Origin of the sequence: Bacteroides sp. AM37-9, assembly GCF_003603455.1 — a bacterium.
Lineage (GTDB): Bacteria > Bacteroidota > Bacteroidia > Bacteroidales > Bacteroidaceae > Bacteroides > Bacteroides xylanisolvens.
Genome location: NZ_QTNF01000020.1, coordinates 28,601 through 45,487 on the forward strand (window position 1 = coordinate 28,601; position 16,887 = coordinate 45,487).

The following is a 16,887-nucleotide window of genomic DNA, read 5'->3' on the forward strand; positions in this document are numbered from 1 at the left end:
GATTTATGGATAAACAACTAATCGCCGAACGTTTCTCTAAAGCCATTGCTACTTATCCCCAGGAAGCAAACGTACAGCGGCAGATAGCAGATAAAATGATTCACCTGCTTACAGAACACATCTCTTTTCCTTGTTCAAAAGTGATTGAGTTCGGATGCGGTACAGGTATTTATTCCCGTATGCTACTTCAGGCTCTTCGGCCGGAAGAATTATTACTAAACGACCTTTGCCCGGAAATGAAGTATTGTTGTGAGGATATATTAAGAAAAGAACAAGTTTCCTTTCTTCCGGGAGATGCAGAAACAGTTCCTTTCCCCGCTGAAAGTACATTAATTACTTCCTGCTCGGCTCTGCAATGGTTCGAATCTCCTGAAAACTTTTTCAAAAGGTGCAACGCCCTGCTTAATAGCCAAGGCTATTTCGCTTTCAGCACTTTCGGTAAAGAGAATATGAAAGAGATACGAGAGTTAACAGGAAACGGGCTCCCTTATCGTTCACGGGAAGAGCTTGTAACAGCCTTGTCATCCCACTTTGACATACTCCATTCGGAAGAAGAACTTATTTCTCTTTCGTTTGATAACCCCATAAAAGTACTTTATCATTTGAAGCAGACAGGAGTAACCGGAATATCCGGCACCTCTTCCCAACAACTGCGGACACGTCGTGACTTGCAGTTATTCAGTGAACGTTACACACAAGAATTTACCCAAGGCACTTCAGTGTCCCTGACCTATCACCCTATTTATATCATCGCAAAAAAGAAAAAAGTATGAAACAGAATGTATATTTCGTAAGCGGTATCGACACCGATGCCGGCAAGAGCTACGCCACCGGATTTCTAGCTCGTGAATGGAACAAGAACGGACAGCGTACCATCACTCAAAAGTTTATCCAAACAGGAAACATTGGTCACTCCGAGGATATTGATTTGCATCGTCGTATCATGGGAATCTCCTTTACAGAAGAAGACAAAAAAGGACTGACTATGCCGGAAATTTTCTCTTATCCCGCCTCTCCGCATCTAGCTTCCCAACTGGATAACCGTCCCATTGACTTCGGCAAAATCAAACGTGCTACGGAAGAGTTGAGCGAACGCTATGATTTTGTTCTGCTCGAAGGCGCAGGTGGCTTAATGGTTCCGCTAACAACAGAGCTTCTGACAATAGACTACATTGCCCAAGAGAATTATCCGCTTATCTTTGTTACTTCCGGTAAATTGGGAAGCATCAATCATACTTTGCTTAGCCTTGAAGCCATACAAAAACACGGTATTGTACTGGATACAGTACTTTATAATATGTATCCTACCGTAAAAGATAAAACGATTCAGAATGATACGATGAACTTCATTCAAAACTGGCTGAAGAAGTATTTCCCGGATACGAAATTTATATTAGTTCCGGAAATAAAAGAATAAAAAGACTTATGACTTCAAAAGACTAGCCTCACTATTTGCCGGGCTAGTTTTTTGTTTCTACAATCCACTTTTCAATATTACGGGTTTCCGCACTGAAATTTACTCCTATTTTAAAGAGTTTACGTCCGTCCATTTCGAAAGGAAGAGCATAATTCTTGTCGTTAATCTGCTGTAAAGCATCTTCTGCCGTACCGTTCAGCTTAAATTCCATGATATAAATAAATTTATCAGTCTGCAAGACAAGATCAATGCGCCCTTCACTCGTATGATACTCTACCTTGGTGTAGAAGCCTAACAGTTTAAAAACGATAAAAAGAACATTTTCGTAATGTAGTTCCTGATCCCGAATCACTTCGTAAGTAGTGTCTGCAAAGAAGCTTTGCAGGCGGTGGAAGAAAGAGTTATAATCACCCGCCTCCACTTCACGGACAAACTTCTGAATTTCAAACGGGGACTCGACCTTATTTACATTTGCATAATAAGGAAGCAAAAAACGAACAAATCCTTCTTCTACTTCACGGTTGGGAAAACCTAAGCGATACATGCCAAAACGTTCATCATACCCCTTAATGGTTAGGTATCCACTCTGATAAATTACCGGGATGGGATTGGTGGATTCAGAATCTATACTGTTCAACACTTGGACATCGGTCTCTTCATGTGCCATCCGCTCCAGGTCATAATGATGTTTTTTTAGCAATTTCACCAAATAGGTAGGCGTGCCCGTTTCAAACCAATAACTACCAAACTCTTTACGCTTGAAAGCGTTCAGCAGACTGAACGGATTGTACATGCCGATTGAATTGTGCGTAAAATGATAGCCATCATAACATTCTCTCAAATCTTCACAAAGTTTATCATACGTTATTCCACGTGCTGCTGCAAATTCATGTAGTTCCGCTTCCAGATTTTCATGGATTTCACGCTCGCTGACACCACAAATTTCGACGTACTCATTCCACATTGAAATATCATCCAAATTGTTCAAGTCACTGAATACACTGACTTTGCCAAACTTTGTCACGCCAGTGAGCAGAGCGAACTTTATATACCCGTCCTTCGTTTTCAAAGCGCCATAAAATGGCTTCAGGGTATTTCGGAATTGCTTTTGAAGTTCTTCATTGCCGATAGCTTGTAACATAGGTTTGTCATACTCATCTACCAGAATAACGACACGTTGTCCGGTCTTCTCACAAGCACGCTGAATGATACCTGCAAAACGCAAGGAAAAAGATGTCTCGGATGGACGGGTGCCGTATTGGCTTTCCCAATATTCCAGATTATCATTCAATATCTTATCCAGACTTTCCGGAGTGTCATACTTCTCGATATTCAGGTCGAGATGCAATATAGGATATTTAATCCAATCCTTTTCCAACTTTTCTACTGCCAAGCCGGTAAACAGTTCTTTTTTTCCTTGAAAGTAAGCCTCTAAAGTAGAAATGAGCAGACTCTTTCCGAAACGGCGCGGACGACTCAAAAAGTAATAACGCCCGGTTTTTACCATTTGATACATCAATGCCGTTTTATCAATATAAAAATAACCATCCTGACGAAGGCTTTCAAAATTCTGAATACCGATAGGATAAATTTTATTGCTCATAATCTCTTCTTTTAAAAACCAACAACACATAAGTGAAGCAAGCGGATTCAAAATCCACTGGGACGGATCACCTTCTTTGTATAGATTCCTACTCTTTATCTCTTATTAATTCTTGAATACTATTTATGAAAGTCTCCGCTTGTGGATATAAGTTGTTTACCATTTCTTCGTCACAATATACAAAGTCATCATAATCTCCACTATGCCTTTTCTCAAATAATGTAGAAAAAGTTTTTCCTACTTTTACAGGAAGTTTTCCTGTCGAAATAAAGTGCAGACCAAGCATCGTCTTCACCCCATTATGAGTCTGCGTTTGAATATCATATTTTAAAAGAAGAGCTACAGTTGCATAATAGCATGCATAATACAGCCTGTTAATAGCAGCATTATAGAATGACTCACGTATCATAACCTCAGCCTCTCTCAATGTTTCATAAGCACGTTGTATCCGATAAGCGACCAGTGCTTTCTTACTTTCCTTATCTAGAATTTCTTTCATAAGACAATACCTTCGTTTATCACATTTACATAAAAAGGTGTTTTAAAAGGCCGGTTCTCCCAAAATTTCTTCAAAACAACTATCGGGCTAATACTAACACCTGTTTTCAATTCCAATTCATATAAAGGTAATGTGATAGCTTCTTCTTTAGCCAATGTCATTTTATCACCTTCCACTAAAATGAGTAAATCAACATCACTATCATGCCTGGCATCCCCACGCGCCTCAGAGCCATATAAAATAACCTGCGCATTGGGAGCAACACGTTTTAATGTTTCACGAATAGCTTCTATAATCTCCGGTCTCTTCATTTCTTACTCTTTCTAAATGCATGAATGAATCAAACTTACTACATTACAAAGATACATTTTTCTATCTAAACAACATCACATCTTACATGAAAGTTCGCCATAAAATCATTTAAAGTAGGTTTCCGTTCTCTGTTCAATCTGCTCCATTCAATCGGATTTGCAATCCGATTGCTTGAGTATCAGGATTTGTAATCCGCTCCTTAACCTCTTGCCTTCCTAAACTACAATCACCTCTAGCAGTCCTTTATCACCCGCATAACTCACCGCCGAACTATATAAATAATCTTCCTGCCGTGCAACAATCTCCTGCTTCACCGGATTATTATGAATATAATTCAATTTTTGCAGAAAGAAGTCATGCAAATAAATTAATTCGGGATGATTACCTTCTTGCCAAAAACGATACTTAGATATTTTTTTGTCATTAGCTCCGGCAAAGCGAAAACGATCCAGCATCCATTCGCGACGACTTTCTTGAGGATCGGTTTCGAGTTCTGCCATAATACGTTTACTAGTGAACTTTTTAAAATCTCGAAGAATATCCGAAACAGATGCTTCTGTTCCGGAACTGACAATCATATGCAAATGGTTACTCATTAATACCCAGGCATAAATTCTTAAGCCTTTTTTCTCCTGACAATAGGCTAGTGACTCCAGAATTATATGCTTGTATTTAGGACGGGTAAAGATATCTATCCAATCAACAACGGTAGAAGTAACAAAATATAATTCATCTAAAACTCGATTCGCAGTATCCATTGGTATACTAATTTGATTAGAGAGGATAAATGTACGATTTAAATCGAAAGAGACAAAAGATTTTAAACGTTCGGAGAAGACAGGTGGATTATAAATCCTGATACGAAAGACCAGCGGATTATAAATCCGCTGGGACGGATAACGAGTTACTTTATATTCTGAAAGTAGAAAGTGTAAGGCTAAAAGGTGAGCACCGGACGCGCATACCTGCTGGAACTTTTGCCGACATAGTAATAAGAACTGCTTCCTACCTGCACTCCCCAACATTGACTTGCACTAGGCTCGGAACTTGAGGAGTACGTCCCCGAGAAGGTTGTAGCGCCCGATATTTTACCCAATTGGGTGTTAATCCCATTACTGTTGGCACTAATCGCAAAATTTCGTACCTGCCCTGTTGTGGGATAATACCAGCCGCTTGTAATTCCGGCAGACGCGGGTGTATAATTCACACAGTAGGAACATGCTGGAAAACTCTTCGATTCACTGGCAGCAACAGCCATAATCATCCGGGTACTCTTATATCCAAGTTCAGCACCGCCACTGGTACCTGTACCGAACACGCGGGAAGCGTCTCCCCACTTTTGCGATGACTGCTGCAACGCCAACACATAACCGTGGATGGCCGTCAACTTATCTTCGTAATTCTCCACCGCATCACCGCTGCCTGTTCCTATCCGATAAACAATACCAATGCATTTGCCCTGTTCTTCAGCGGTTAACGTCTGGTCTTTTGCCACTAGCAAACCGTCCTGCATAAAGAAATCCCCTACTTGCAGCGTGTGCGTTTTCCATGTGATCACTGCATTATCCACATCATAAATTTTGTAATTTCCGGCATCGGGAATAGTGGGTGTAAATGTAAATCCTCTTTTTCTGCCTGTTGTTGCATCCGTGTAGCCACCTCCGAGTGATGTCGTGGAACCCGGCTTTACGAGAAAGCGGTACAGGCCTTTATCTACCGAGAGGAAAGGAGCGAATCCGTCGAATGCTAAATTCATAGGGGGGACAATGTAGTTTGGTAATGAGGCATTTGTGAACTCATAGATCGTACAGGAGGTTTTGATAAATGCCAGTGTCATGCGGTGCGAGAGACTGAAGGTAAGCTTCCATTTCTTGTCAGCATAGCCGCTTATCGTGCCCATGCCGGTCATGAGGTCCTGTGAGGTATATTTGGTATAGTTACCTTGGTCGGTGGCGGGAGTCCAGCCATCCACCAGCGGTTTGAAGAAACCGTCAGCATTGGTGGCGGTAGCGGTCACTTTGCCTGTCATTTCCGCCTGGTAGGGATAATAGGCATAGTAGCGGGCTATATCCTTGCCTTCGTAGGTCAGAGTGACGTCTGCGGGAGGTGTCCATGTGCCGTCAGCCTCCAGAGTGAGGCAGAGATTGTCATAACCCGTTATGACAGCATTGTTCTTCACGACATACAATCCTATCTGGTCGCCTGCGGTGAAAACGGTTTTATAACCTAGCTCCTGGGCACGTGTAGCAGGGGTATCTTCTTCCGCGGAGGCGAGATAGCCGTCGTCGGTGACGCTCACGGTGATGGTGCCTCGTCCGTCGTTGTCACTGCCTGCGCCAGGCAGGTCCGTCTCATCGGTGCAGCCCCATATACCTATAAGAAGCAGACCGAAAAATAAGGATGGGAATGGAATATGTTGTTTCATCTTTAAAAATAAATTAGTTGCTAAAAAGCCAGAATGGGCCTGACATAGTTTGGCACATCTCTGGTGTGGAAAAATCCGGGACGTTGTGCCGCATAAACGTTATAACTGTAAGCAAAATCACGATTGCCATTCTCAGTCTCGGAACTCGACCAGTAATAGCCACCCTCTTTATCATAGTCCTCTCCTCCTGCTCTCAAAATATTGGGTGCTATATTTGCCTGATTCGTCAGACTCTGTGTATATGCAATTTCACCAATAGCTTTCAATTGACCTTGAGAAGGGAGGAACCAACCGCTACTCCTTGCGGGAGCTGCCGGAGTGTAGTTCTTGCAAGCGTAAAATGCGGGAAAATTGTTCATCTGCCAGCCTTCCCATTCCTCAGCCTTCGCTACGAATGTTTCCGCCTGTTGCTGATTATAAAATCCCTGCCAGTCACTCTCATTAGCCGATATGCCCGTGACCGGAAATTGCGGAGACCCGCCTTTGTCTTCCCATAGATACTTACCCGGCGCATCCTTCAATGCCAGCACATAACCACGAACCCTTCCATACTTGAGTCCCGTATTAAGATAGGAGTCCGTATCCGTTTTATGCCTTCCCACGTGGAATACAATGCCGACAACGGTACGTGAGGTACCGCTTGCATCTGTCAACACGGGCGTGACTTCGAGCAGTTCGGTGGTACCGTCGTAATATTTGCGGTAACCGCCATCGGAGGTGGTGCCGTCGCTGTAATAGTAATCGCCTATCTTCAGGTCGTCGGCTCTATAACCGGGGATGGCAACATCACTTACCACCGCCTGTTCTCCGCCATTGCCCCATTCCGTATCCGCGGTAGCAGTCACCGAGAGGCCGCCTTTTTTCACATTGAGCTGGATACTCATCCCCTCGCCTTGTACCAGGTCGGTGGGAAAGTCGGTCTGTCTCGAAACATTACTGGATTCCCCCTCCTGCCTGTAGGTGAGGGAAATGATAGCGGAAGCCTTGTTGGGAAAGAGAAAATATGTGGCCAAATCCTTCGCCTGGGCGGCATTGGCCGGCACCGATACACTGCCACTAAGAGTTGCCATGCAGGACGTCGTATTCGTATACTTTCCCCAACTGAAGCCACTGTCATTAAATGTCAGTGTTGCCGTCATCGGGACGTTGATTATGCCCAAAGTAACTATTTTAATCGCCATCTCACTTTTAATGCTGATCTTCACCCTGCTCAAGGCATGTTTCATCGTGAACCCGATGCGGCCTCCTGCCGTATTTTCATACGTCCGGTCCAGTAACGGAACGGAGGCAAGCAGGTCCTTATGGTCTTTCGTCGAATTGGAAACAGAGTAGGTAAGTGTCGGATACCCTTTTGCCGTACTGCCCGAAAATGTCGGGTTTCTGCCGCTTGTCACTTTCTCGTCCACGTATGGGGCGTAAGCGAAGAAACTGACGCAATCCTTTTTATTGTCAGGCCAATATTTCATGGGAGAGTACGTCCACGCACCGCCGCTTTTCTCCAGCTTCTGGTTGTACATGAAATTGGGTGTGGCGGTAATTGCATTAAATCCTCCTTGTGTGAGGCTGGCGAATATTCCCACAGCGGTCAGGTTGTCCGTGGTGATTTCTTCTGCGCGAGTCTGCGCGCTTACCGAAGTGGAGAATGTAAGTGGTACGGGAAGCGATTCCACTTCGTCACCCTCCGGAGCGCAACCTGCGGCAAACAACAGGCTCAAAGCAATAACCGGAAAAAATTTCATACCGTTCATCATACTTGTTCCATTCATTTTCAACTTTCTTTTTTCAATTGTTCCATAGTGACCGGAAAGGGACATTCAACCCCGCCCGGCCTTGTAGCTCTGCCCGGTCCTTGAGTGGAACCCGGACGAACCGGTTACTCAACCGTCATCTCTTACTTGATTACTCAACTGTAACCTCGTTCTTGATGTCGGTCCACGGAGTAACTACAGCATCACTGATTTCAATCTTACGCAGGTTGATTTTCAGCGTGTACAAATAAGATTCTTTACGCTTCATGTGTCCGGCAGGCAGGTTGATGAAAGCTTCTGCATGGCTTACAATAAACTTGCCGGGATTCGATTGGTCTTTGGTAGCAATGTCGTAATGGAAACCTATTTTGATATCTCCTTGGGCGCATCCCTTGTTCTGGACCAAGTCCGTACCGCTTGTCTCTCCCACCGGAATCAGGTAAAGATAAGTTTTATCCTTGAAAAGAGGAATGGCCTTGTCCACCGTCCCTTGCGAACTACTGGAAATTCTGATCCCTTTTGTAGCCGCATTATGTCCGGTAGTAGGATTCGAAATTTCGATGCCCGGGTTTTCCACGTCCAGCATTTTGTCGAGGCTAAAGTCAGGTCCGGCAATGACAGCATCCGAACCGTAGTTCCAGTGCAATTCCGCCCATTTGGCTTTCGTGTAGAATTTAGATTTTGCATTGGCGGGTGAAGCCGGATCTATCAGCGAAAGATTACTGCCGGCAGCACTGTGGTCCGTACCTACAATCCACATGTGGGTGATATAGACGAAACTGTTCGTGCCGTCCATACCTGCGAAATCTCCGGCTCCCAACTGTGCCCTGAAGGAAATACGTGAAAGAGTATGTTCAAAAGTAAAACTTACTTTGCCGGCATTTGAGGAAGTATATTCCTTGTCACGCTGGTCGGCAACTACAAGGTCCACCATTCTGTCGAGCTTGTCTTCCGGCTTTAACTGGAAACTGATGTAAGGAATCCCCTTAACAGTAGCTTCGGAAACTGTAACTCCCGCTTTCGTACCGTTCCGCCAGTCGTCCTCGTAAGGCGCATAAGCAAAGAAGGAAATCTTATCATGTTCCCTGTTCGGCCAATATTTCACCGGAGAATAGGTCCAGGCACCATTCTTATATTCCACCATCTGGTTGTGCATGAAGCTGGGGGTCACGTTGTTTTTTACGGTTTCAAAGTCGTCCTGTCCCGTAAAATACCCCATGATACCGAAACCGCCGTACTTGTTTGGATCTGTCGGATCATCCTTCATACTTTCCGTAGTCATGTCCACTCCTCTGGTAGGCACTCCCGTATACACTCCGAATCCTACCTGCGGGTGGGCGTCCGGACTGACTTCCGTCACTTCATTCTGCGAACAGGCTGACAGCAGCAATAGCACCAACGCTGACAGCATAACATTCATTCTTTTCATTGTCTCTGTTTTTTTAAGTGATTATACATATATAAGTTTATTGCGTATTTGTTCCATTTATCAGTTGATGGGAATATCGGTATGGATGTCGTCTCCCCATCCGTCCACATCCACATCGAAGCCGGAGTCGGAACCTCCTTCGGGCTTCACATCCGGTACTTTTTCGGTAGCATCGGCTTTCAGGATAAGTGTGATAACTCCTGTCCCATCTTCATTTTCTGTGATCTTCACATTGGTACAATCGCCGGTGAATTCAGTTTTCCCATCCACGAGCAATGCTTCCAGATACAGGTTGTTATTGTCTGCGTAATTGAGACCAAACACCTCAAAGTGACAGCTTAGTGTACCGTTGAAAGGGGAACCGGGATAAAATTCAGGATTCGACGGTTCAAACTCCTGCGTCACAGTGTTGGCAGACGTCCTTCCGGTGGCAAGGAAAATAGATTCTGCCACTCCACTCAAACGGCAGGTTGCCGAACGTATGTTGTTCAATCCTTCGATATGGAGCACGGCAGCCACCTTGCGAGTCAACTTTTTCGGGACAAAGCGAAGGGTATAAATTTCATCCGTTTCCTCTTCCACCGTGCGGGAAGCAGCAGTTCTCCCGTAAGTGGTCTGGCTATAATTACCTAGCATATCCTCCGTCACGATGAAGCCTTCGAGGGTGGCGACGGCCAGTTCGTCGGGCGAGGAGATGATGGTACGTGTTTCCACACGAGTCACTTCGTCCACGCGGGTTTCCACTTTCCGGGCATACGCTTCCAGCGTTTCATAACTGTCTCCACGGAAGGCGATATTGCTAAAGTCATTGAAAGAGCGGTTGAAGATGATGGCATCATAAGTCCCCATCGGCAACCGTACGGTTTCCCCAGTGCGTTCCCCCATCTGAAAAATGTGTGGAGCACCACCGTCCCGCGGATAAAAGAGGATAGTCGAACCATAGTTCTCTTCTTCGGCAGCCAGGCCGGACTGGCTCCAATCGACAAGGATATGAAGCTCCGTCACTTCGTAATAGGTGAGGGCGCGACGTTCGCAACCCGTAAAAAGAACTACTAGGCAAAGAAGTACCAAACATAGAAACATCATCCATCTCCTATCGTCCGGCCTTTTATATATACCATTATTTATCCTGTCGCATATCCGGACAAATAATAGTGAGGTCCGTTCATCACCAGGTATGAATCGTTCACTGTTCATCGTACACCTCCTTTCCCTGCTTTCACTTTACGGTTCAGCAACCAGACGAACGAGATTTTCGCTTTGGTCGGTCCGAACCAGGTATATTTACCGTTCTCCTGCCAAAGCAAGGTCTGGTAATTGTCGCGGACGTGATAATGACGGTAATCGGTCCGCAATAAACCGATACCGATATTCAGTTCCAAATGCAGATTACGGGCTATGCGTGTCGCCCAGCCATAGCTGATACCCGCAGCTATGAAGAATTCACCTTGATAGCCGTTGTACTTCCATTGCAGATCATACTTGCCACCTCCGGCATATAGTCCGAGAAAATGCCCGGTCAGCACTTCACTATTTTCGCGTTTCTTATGGCTTCCCAACCAATAGCGGCCTTCCAGACCTCCCATAAGGATTTGCATGGAATATTTGTCACCGTCGAATAGCCACCACGGGAACATATATTCGGCGTTCACTGACCAGCGTTTGCCTATCGGTATTTCAAGTTCTATGTTGGGCATCAGGGCGGCATCGAACAACAGGTTGGTCTTTAAAGCAAAAAACGGACGTTTTTCTTTAAGTAACGGGGCGTTTGATTGCTGCTGTTGCTGTTGTTTTTGTTGTTCTTGCAACTGTTCTTGTTGTTCTTGTAACTGTTCCTGCCGATGTAACTGTTCCTGCTCTTGTTGTTCCTGCTCTTGCTGTCGCAATTGTTCCTGCCGTCTTTGTTCCTGTTCGGCCTGCTTTACCAACCGGTCTTTTTCAGTAACAGATGTCGACAATGTATCCGGCCTATCCGGTTGCAGCCACACCATACATACGGCAGCATTACGCAGATACCGCAGCAGATGGTCGCGGATATAGCGATAAGAGTTTCCACCATCTAATTGCCGCAATAACTTCTTGCAGCGGTCCACATCAGGGGTATGGTCCATTATTTGCAGCACCTTGTCCCGATTAGGCAGTTTCTCATCAGCCGCTATCATACGGCGGAGTTCCTGCCAGTTTTCTCCCTGTGGGCGGAGATGGATGCGGTGTTGATCGAGATGCGGGTACTTCCACACCAGATAGCCTTTTACGGCAACAGAACGCTTCCGGGTCAGGCGTTCGTTATAGCTCCTGTCACCTTCCGGTGAAGAAAAAGACAGGATACGGATAGAATCGATACGGTGGGTTAACGCACTGTCCGAAAGCACTTCATCCAAATGATGGAGCGTTTCGCTGTTGCCCATATATCCCTTATCCACTATCGCCCTGTCAAAACGAAAATAGAGCACCATCGACTGACTACATTTGTCTCCAATGGTATCACGTTGGGCGTAACTATTAAGCAGAAAAATGAATAATAGCCCGCAACAGACAGTAAAACGTTTGATATATACAATTAACTTATTCATAAGAACAAAGATTTCATAAGAAAGAGATTTGCTGAATTACCAGTCGGATATTTTTATTTCGGATAGGAATATACGCACCACCTCGGTAAGGATTCCCAGTTTCTTGGCTCCCTCTCCGTGATGAAAATAAGATGTTTCAGAAACCTGCCGTTCAAAATGGAGAGGTTCATCAATAATTGCCAGAAGTTCAAGTAAGGATAGTTTCTGAATAGAGCGGCATATCTCGTAGGAGGAAAGAACAAATTCTTCTTTACCCGGTAACCGACGAACTAATCCCCCGGATTCCAGTTTTCGGAATAGTTCTTTCCACACCTCCGACGATAAAGAGATATTCGCCGATTGCGTGTCGGACTGTAAAGTAATGTCATTTAATATGGCGATAGCTGTTTGTGTGAGTTGTGTTAATACCATAATTGTTTTGTTTAGACCGTTACTTACCAAGTAACGGATTGAAAAAGAAGTTTATTACTTACCAAGTAACAGAAAGCCTGTTTCCGGAATTTATTTTCTCTACACAAGAAATAAAAAGTGTATTTTATCTGCCATCTGCCACAAAACGGTCGCAACTATCTGATATAAAACAAATTGGAGCGTTGCAGATAGTGTGGCAGATAGGTGGCAGATGCAGGTATCTGCCACACTTGCGTCCGACAGGAGTTTAGAAGTGTGTCAATAAGGCAAACAGTCAGGGGAGAGCTGTTGAACGCCGGGTCCACTACTATGGGGAATCCAGTATCCCTATGAAGATACTCTAGTATCCTACCATGGAAACTCCAGTATCCAACCGTGGAAACTACAGTATCCTACTGTGGAAACTACAATTTCCAACGAGGAAACCAAAGTTTCAAAGCCGGAAACCGAAAGGAAGGTGGCATAGAAGAAGATACAGATAATAAGATACGCTCCGGACAGGTGGCAGATACCCGCATCTGCCACCTATCTGCAACGCTATCTGCAACGGCGCAATTTACTCTATACCGGATAGTTACAGCCGTTTCGTGGCAGGTGGCAGATAAAAATCACTTTATATTTCTTGTGTAGAGCCGTACAGTCCATTTTTGACAGTTCAAAGATGGAAAGAGGTTTCGTGTCCGTTAGCGAACAGAAGTATAATATGGTATGAAGTTATGGGGATATTGTGTTTGAAAATAGATATAATTTAATGGTTAACCGAAGATTTTATAACTTTTGTTTGGTTTTATAAGAAAATATATTGAACTTTGCCAGCGTAACAAATCCGTTACTTGGTAAGTAACAACCACTGTCCAAACCTGTTACAAGGTATTTTCGATGCTACTTTTTTCTTCTTTCCACATTTTGCAACAGAGGTTATCAGTTCATCATTTGCTACGTCTACCCGTTCATTCTCAAAAGGTTTCAGGTAAGTTTCTGTTACCTTAATAGAAGAATGCCCCAATGCCTTGCAAATAATGCCGACACTTACACCGGAGTAGAATGCCAGGGTAGCCCACGTATGCCGTGGTGTGTATGAACTCAACTTAACGTCCGGCAGCAACAATGCTGCTATCTTCTCCAACTTTCTGTTGAAATTGCGAAGTGCAGATAGATAGCTGCTTTGTCCGTCCAGGATCGGGAATAGGTAGATGGAACCAGGATTCGTATTTTTAAACTTTTCCATCAGCCATGCCGCTTCCTGGGGAATGCGAACTGTCATCTGACGCCCTGTTTTATGGCGGCTATAGATAATATAATTTCCTATCACATCCTGCTTGCGAAGATGAGCGAGGTCAATAAACGGCATTCCACGGAACAAGAACATCAACCGGAAATGAACCAACGGACTCTGTAACCCTTTCGGCAATTGCTCAAAATCGGTATACAGCAACACATTCATCTGCTCCGTATCCAGGGCACGTTTGATCTGTGATTCTACTTTCGTGTACACATCATCGAAAAGTTTGGAGTCATAAGGTAGCAGCTTTTCATCAACAAGGCGGTTGTACACTGCTTTCAGATTCCGCAGGTAGGTAGAGATGCTGTTCAGACTTAAACCTTTCGGTTCTCCGTCTTTCCTTTTCCTCCCTTCCCGCCTCATCCATTCCTCATACTCCTTCAATTTGCCGGAAGTGAAAACTTTATCCACCGGTATCGGCATACCCTCACCCCAAAACAACGTGAAGGATCGCAGCGCATAGGTATACGTATGTGCCGCCGGACGCTTCCTGGCATTTTCCAATTGTTCAATTACCAACTGCATATAAGACACCAAATCAGGCATCTCCACGACTTTGGTCACTTCTGTAATTTTTTCTTTTTCATCCATAATACTCTGATTTTTATTTCCGCATTAAACGTATTACCAGCAAACAGCTACACCAAGCAGAAGGTTTACGAATGCCAAACGATGACCGAGTATAATAGCCATTGAAAAAGAAGAAGGAAAGTTGTAAAAGAGGAGAAATAGTAAACTTATCCTATCTCTGTATAAACAAAAAGCAGTAGAATTCGAAATCTGAAATTCTACTGCTTCCATCATATATTTAGATTCGAATCAATCACACAGAGAATTTCTCTAATGCTTTTTCCAATGCTTCTTTTGAAACCGGTTTAGTCACAAAATCATTGCATCCCATCTCCAAAGCCAATTCTTTATCCGTTTCAAAAGCATAAGCCGTCAAAGCAATAATAGGAACCTCTTTGGAATAAGAACGAATGATATGCGTTGCTTCCAATCCATCCATGCGTGGCATTTTTATATCCATCAGAATTAAGTCCGGTTGATACTGCTTATACATTTCAATGGCTTCCACCCCATCCTTAGCCCAAAGCAATGTATATTCCCTGCCGATCAGATTCTTCAGCAGGATGAAATTACTTTCTACATCTTCCGCTACCAAAATCTTTTTGATCTGTTGCACACGATTTACAGTATTTCCTTTAGATTCCGTCTTTGACATTTTAAAGATTTCGCCGAGTTCTCCGGCTTCTTCATAAGGAATCGTGAAATAGAACGTAGAGCCTTTACCCAATTCAGAAGTCACCCCTATTTCTCCACCAATCTTTTCGATAATCATCTGACAGATAGATAGCCCTAATCCTGTGCCTTGCGCAAAAGAGTTCAGTTTGACAAAACGCTCGAAGACATGGTCTACCTTTTCCGGTTCTATTCCTATTCCTGTATCCTTCACATATACACGAATATTTTTATCCGTCCGCTCAAAACCCAAACGAATCTCTCCTTCATACGTAAATTTACTCGCATTAGTCAGGAAATTCGTTATCACCTGCATGATACGGTTCTGATCTCCCTCAATGAATAAATTCTCATCCTCATTATCAAAAACAAGAGTTACCCCTTCTTTCACACGTTCTTTATGAACAGCATAAATTGTCCGGCAAACTTCTCCCAGATTCATTGGACGCTTGATATATTCCAGTGTCCCGGCTTCTATCTTCGATAAATCCAGAATATCATTAATCAGTTGCAACAAAATATCCGAATTCTGATTGATAATACCCGAATAGAGCTTTTTCTCTTCAGCAGTTTCGGCAGCAGGCAATAATTGAGAGAATCCTACAATTGCATTCAGGGGTGTCCGGATCTCATGACTCATATTAGCAAGGAAAGCACTTTTCAATCGGTCGGATTGCTCTGCCTTAATCCTTGCCTTTATCAGTTCCTGCTCAATATTCTGAAGATTAGTAATATCCCAAGAGATACCAATCAGCAACGGTTTGCGTCCTTCCATCGGCACAAGCGCCTTTAACGTCTGTACAATACGCGCTTCCCCGTTGGCGGAAAGATATGTTTCTTGCATATCAATACGCTTATGGGTCTGAAGTAATTCCAAATCATCCTTACGGAATTTCTCTGCGTCTCCATGACTCGGAAATACTTCATAGTCCGTATGTCCGATCGCTTTAGACGCCGAGATACCTGAATGGTCGGCAAATGCTTTGTTCCAATACAAATACCTAAAATCATTTTCCGGGTCTTTCACAAACAGATAGACTGGGATATTATTCAAAATACCATCCAGCAATAGATTTAGTTCGCGAAGTTCATCCTGTTTCTTTATAACATCAGTAATATCCTGTGTAAAGAACCAAGTCAGTTCTTCATTATTCTCACGAATCAGAAATGTAGATACTTGATGCATCCGCTCTTTATCTTCACCTTTCCGCATATAGGCAGCACGATAAGCAAAAGTGCCATCATTGTCACGTATTTCCTGAAGACGTCTTTCCCACGCCTCCTTTGTTGTCATAGAGACGGGCAGATCATATATCTTTTGGGTACCCATCTGTTGAGTAACTCCGTATTCTTCTATAAATTGCTTATTTGCATAAACCAATGTCCCGTCTTCCGATACGGCAAGAATGCTGTCACTCACTTTATCGAGTACACTCTTGAAAACCTCCAGTTGCCTTTGCGTGGTCACCCGCTCCGTTATATCACGACACATAATCAATACATACTCCTCATCCAACGGAAAGATACGATTTTCGTAATGATGATGTTCACCATTAAAATCCAATTCATGATGGGCAGTTGAAACAGCTCCCGTGCTGACAGCCTGACGCATATTGGAGTGAATATTCTGATATGCTTCCGGTGGAACCATTTCCCGCATATACATTCCCTTAAAATCTTTGTTTGATATCCCGACATGATTGGTTTCTTCATTGGAAACAACTTCAATGCCTACTTCGTTCTGATTGAAGACAGTCAGCATATCCGGCAAAGAGTCCAGAATCCTGACAGCATATTTTTCTTTGAAACTAACGGGACGATTACTTATATTCTCATTCCTAAGAATAGAAAGCTCCTTTTTGAGCTGCTCATTTTCTTTCTTTAGCGCTTCCAGCTGTTCTAATAGTGCTTTTTGGTTTTGTTCGGTGTTCATGATATATCAGAAT

At 43.8% G+C, this 16,887-nt stretch carries 16 protein-coding genes; 4 read left to right on the forward strand and 12 right to left on the reverse strand.

All coding sequences use genetic code 11. The annotated features are described in order from the left end of the window. Positions 1-5: 5 nt before the first annotated feature. Both bioC and bioD read left to right on the forward strand, forming a co-directional pair. Positions 6-773, forward strand: a complete 768-nt coding sequence (bioC, locus tag DW862_RS14750; protein WP_004316903.1) for a malonyl-ACP O-methyltransferase BioC — start codon at positions 6-8, stop codon at positions 771-773. Further along, the gene (bioD, locus tag DW862_RS14755; RefSeq protein ID WP_004316902.1) at positions 770-1,417 is read left to right on the forward strand and encodes a dethiobiotin synthase; all 648 of its coding nucleotides are present in this window, start codon (positions 770-772) and stop codon (positions 1,415-1,417) included. The genes bioC and bioD overlap by 4 nt, the downstream gene beginning before the upstream one ends. 43 nt (positions 1,418-1,460) lie before the next feature. Here bioD and DW862_RS14760 read toward each other — a convergent pair whose 3' ends face one another. From DW862_RS14760 to DW862_RS14805, 10 genes are all read right to left on the reverse strand, one after another. After that, positions 1,461-3,020, reverse strand: coding sequence for an ATP-binding protein (locus DW862_RS14760; protein ID WP_120069010.1), 1,560 nt, complete (start codon positions 3,018-3,020; stop codon positions 1,461-1,463). Between the two features lie 88 nt (positions 3,021-3,108). Next, a complete protein-coding gene (locus tag DW862_RS14765; RefSeq protein WP_049702466.1) occupies positions 3,109-3,519 on the reverse strand; it encodes a HEPN domain-containing protein in 411 nt (136 codons plus the stop codon). Beyond that, positions 3,516-3,830, reverse strand: coding sequence for a nucleotidyltransferase domain-containing protein (locus tag DW862_RS14770; RefSeq protein WP_015532942.1), 315 nt, complete (start codon positions 3,828-3,830; stop codon positions 3,516-3,518). Before DW862_RS14770 ends, DW862_RS14765 begins: the two co-directional genes overlap by 4 nt. Before the next feature lie 216 nt (positions 3,831-4,046). Continuing rightward, positions 4,047-4,589 carry a transposase gene (locus DW862_RS14775; protein ID WP_008771222.1) on the reverse strand — a complete coding sequence of 181 codons (543 nt, stop codon included), beginning with the start codon at positions 4,587-4,589 and terminating at the stop codon, positions 4,047-4,049. Positions 4,590-4,768: 179 nt separating this feature from the next. Continuing rightward, complete coding sequence (locus tag DW862_RS14780; RefSeq protein ID WP_165861928.1) at positions 4,769-6,130, reverse strand: fimbrillin family protein; 1,362 nt, start codon at positions 6,128-6,130, stop codon at positions 4,769-4,771. A 146-nt stretch (positions 6,131-6,276) separates the two neighbouring features. After that, complete coding sequence (locus DW862_RS14785; RefSeq protein WP_165861929.1) at positions 6,277-8,022, reverse strand: fimbrillin family protein; 1,746 nt, start codon at positions 8,020-8,022, stop codon at positions 6,277-6,279. A gap of 133 nt (positions 8,023-8,155) precedes the next feature. Beyond that, on the reverse strand, positions 8,156-9,433 hold the full coding sequence (locus DW862_RS14790; RefSeq protein ID WP_243636494.1) for a fimbrillin family protein: 1,278 nt from the start codon (positions 9,431-9,433) through the stop codon (positions 8,156-8,158). 60 nt (positions 9,434-9,493) lie between these two features. Continuing rightward, the gene (locus DW862_RS14795) at positions 9,494-10,630 is read right to left on the reverse strand and encodes a DUF5119 domain-containing protein (RefSeq protein WP_243636495.1); all 1,137 of its coding nucleotides are present in this window, start codon (positions 10,628-10,630) and stop codon (positions 9,494-9,496) included. Then, a complete protein-coding gene (locus DW862_RS14800) occupies positions 10,627-12,006 on the reverse strand; it encodes a DUF3575 domain-containing protein (protein WP_120069022.1) in 1,380 nt (459 codons plus the stop codon). Before DW862_RS14800 ends, DW862_RS14795 begins: the two co-directional genes overlap by 4 nt. A gap of 36 nt (positions 12,007-12,042) precedes the next feature. Further along, on the reverse strand, positions 12,043-12,417 hold the full coding sequence (locus tag DW862_RS14805) for a hypothetical protein (protein WP_120069026.1): 375 nt from the start codon (positions 12,415-12,417) through the stop codon (positions 12,043-12,045). A 38-nt stretch (positions 12,418-12,455) separates the two neighbouring features. On the opposite strand from DW862_RS14805, the gene DW862_RS26180 reads away from it, so the two are divergent. Further along, on the forward strand, positions 12,456-12,668 hold the full coding sequence (locus DW862_RS26180; RefSeq protein WP_133304328.1) for a hypothetical protein: 213 nt from the start codon (positions 12,456-12,458) through the stop codon (positions 12,666-12,668). A 124-nt stretch (positions 12,669-12,792) separates the two neighbouring features. Further along, on the forward strand, positions 12,793-13,047 hold the full coding sequence (locus tag DW862_RS14810) for a hypothetical protein (RefSeq protein WP_120069029.1): 255 nt from the start codon (positions 12,793-12,795) through the stop codon (positions 13,045-13,047). Between the two features lie 199 nt (positions 13,048-13,246). Here DW862_RS14810 and DW862_RS14815 read toward each other — a convergent pair whose 3' ends face one another. Further along, entirely contained in the window at positions 13,247-14,290 is a 1,044-nt protein-coding gene (locus DW862_RS14815) for a site-specific integrase (RefSeq protein WP_120069032.1), read from the reverse strand. 232 nt (positions 14,291-14,522) lie between these two features. Further along, the gene (locus DW862_RS14820) at positions 14,523-16,874 is read right to left on the reverse strand and encodes a PAS domain-containing protein (protein ID WP_120069036.1); all 2,352 of its coding nucleotides are present in this window, start codon (positions 16,872-16,874) and stop codon (positions 14,523-14,525) included. Between the last annotated feature and the right edge of the window lie 13 nt (positions 16,875-16,887).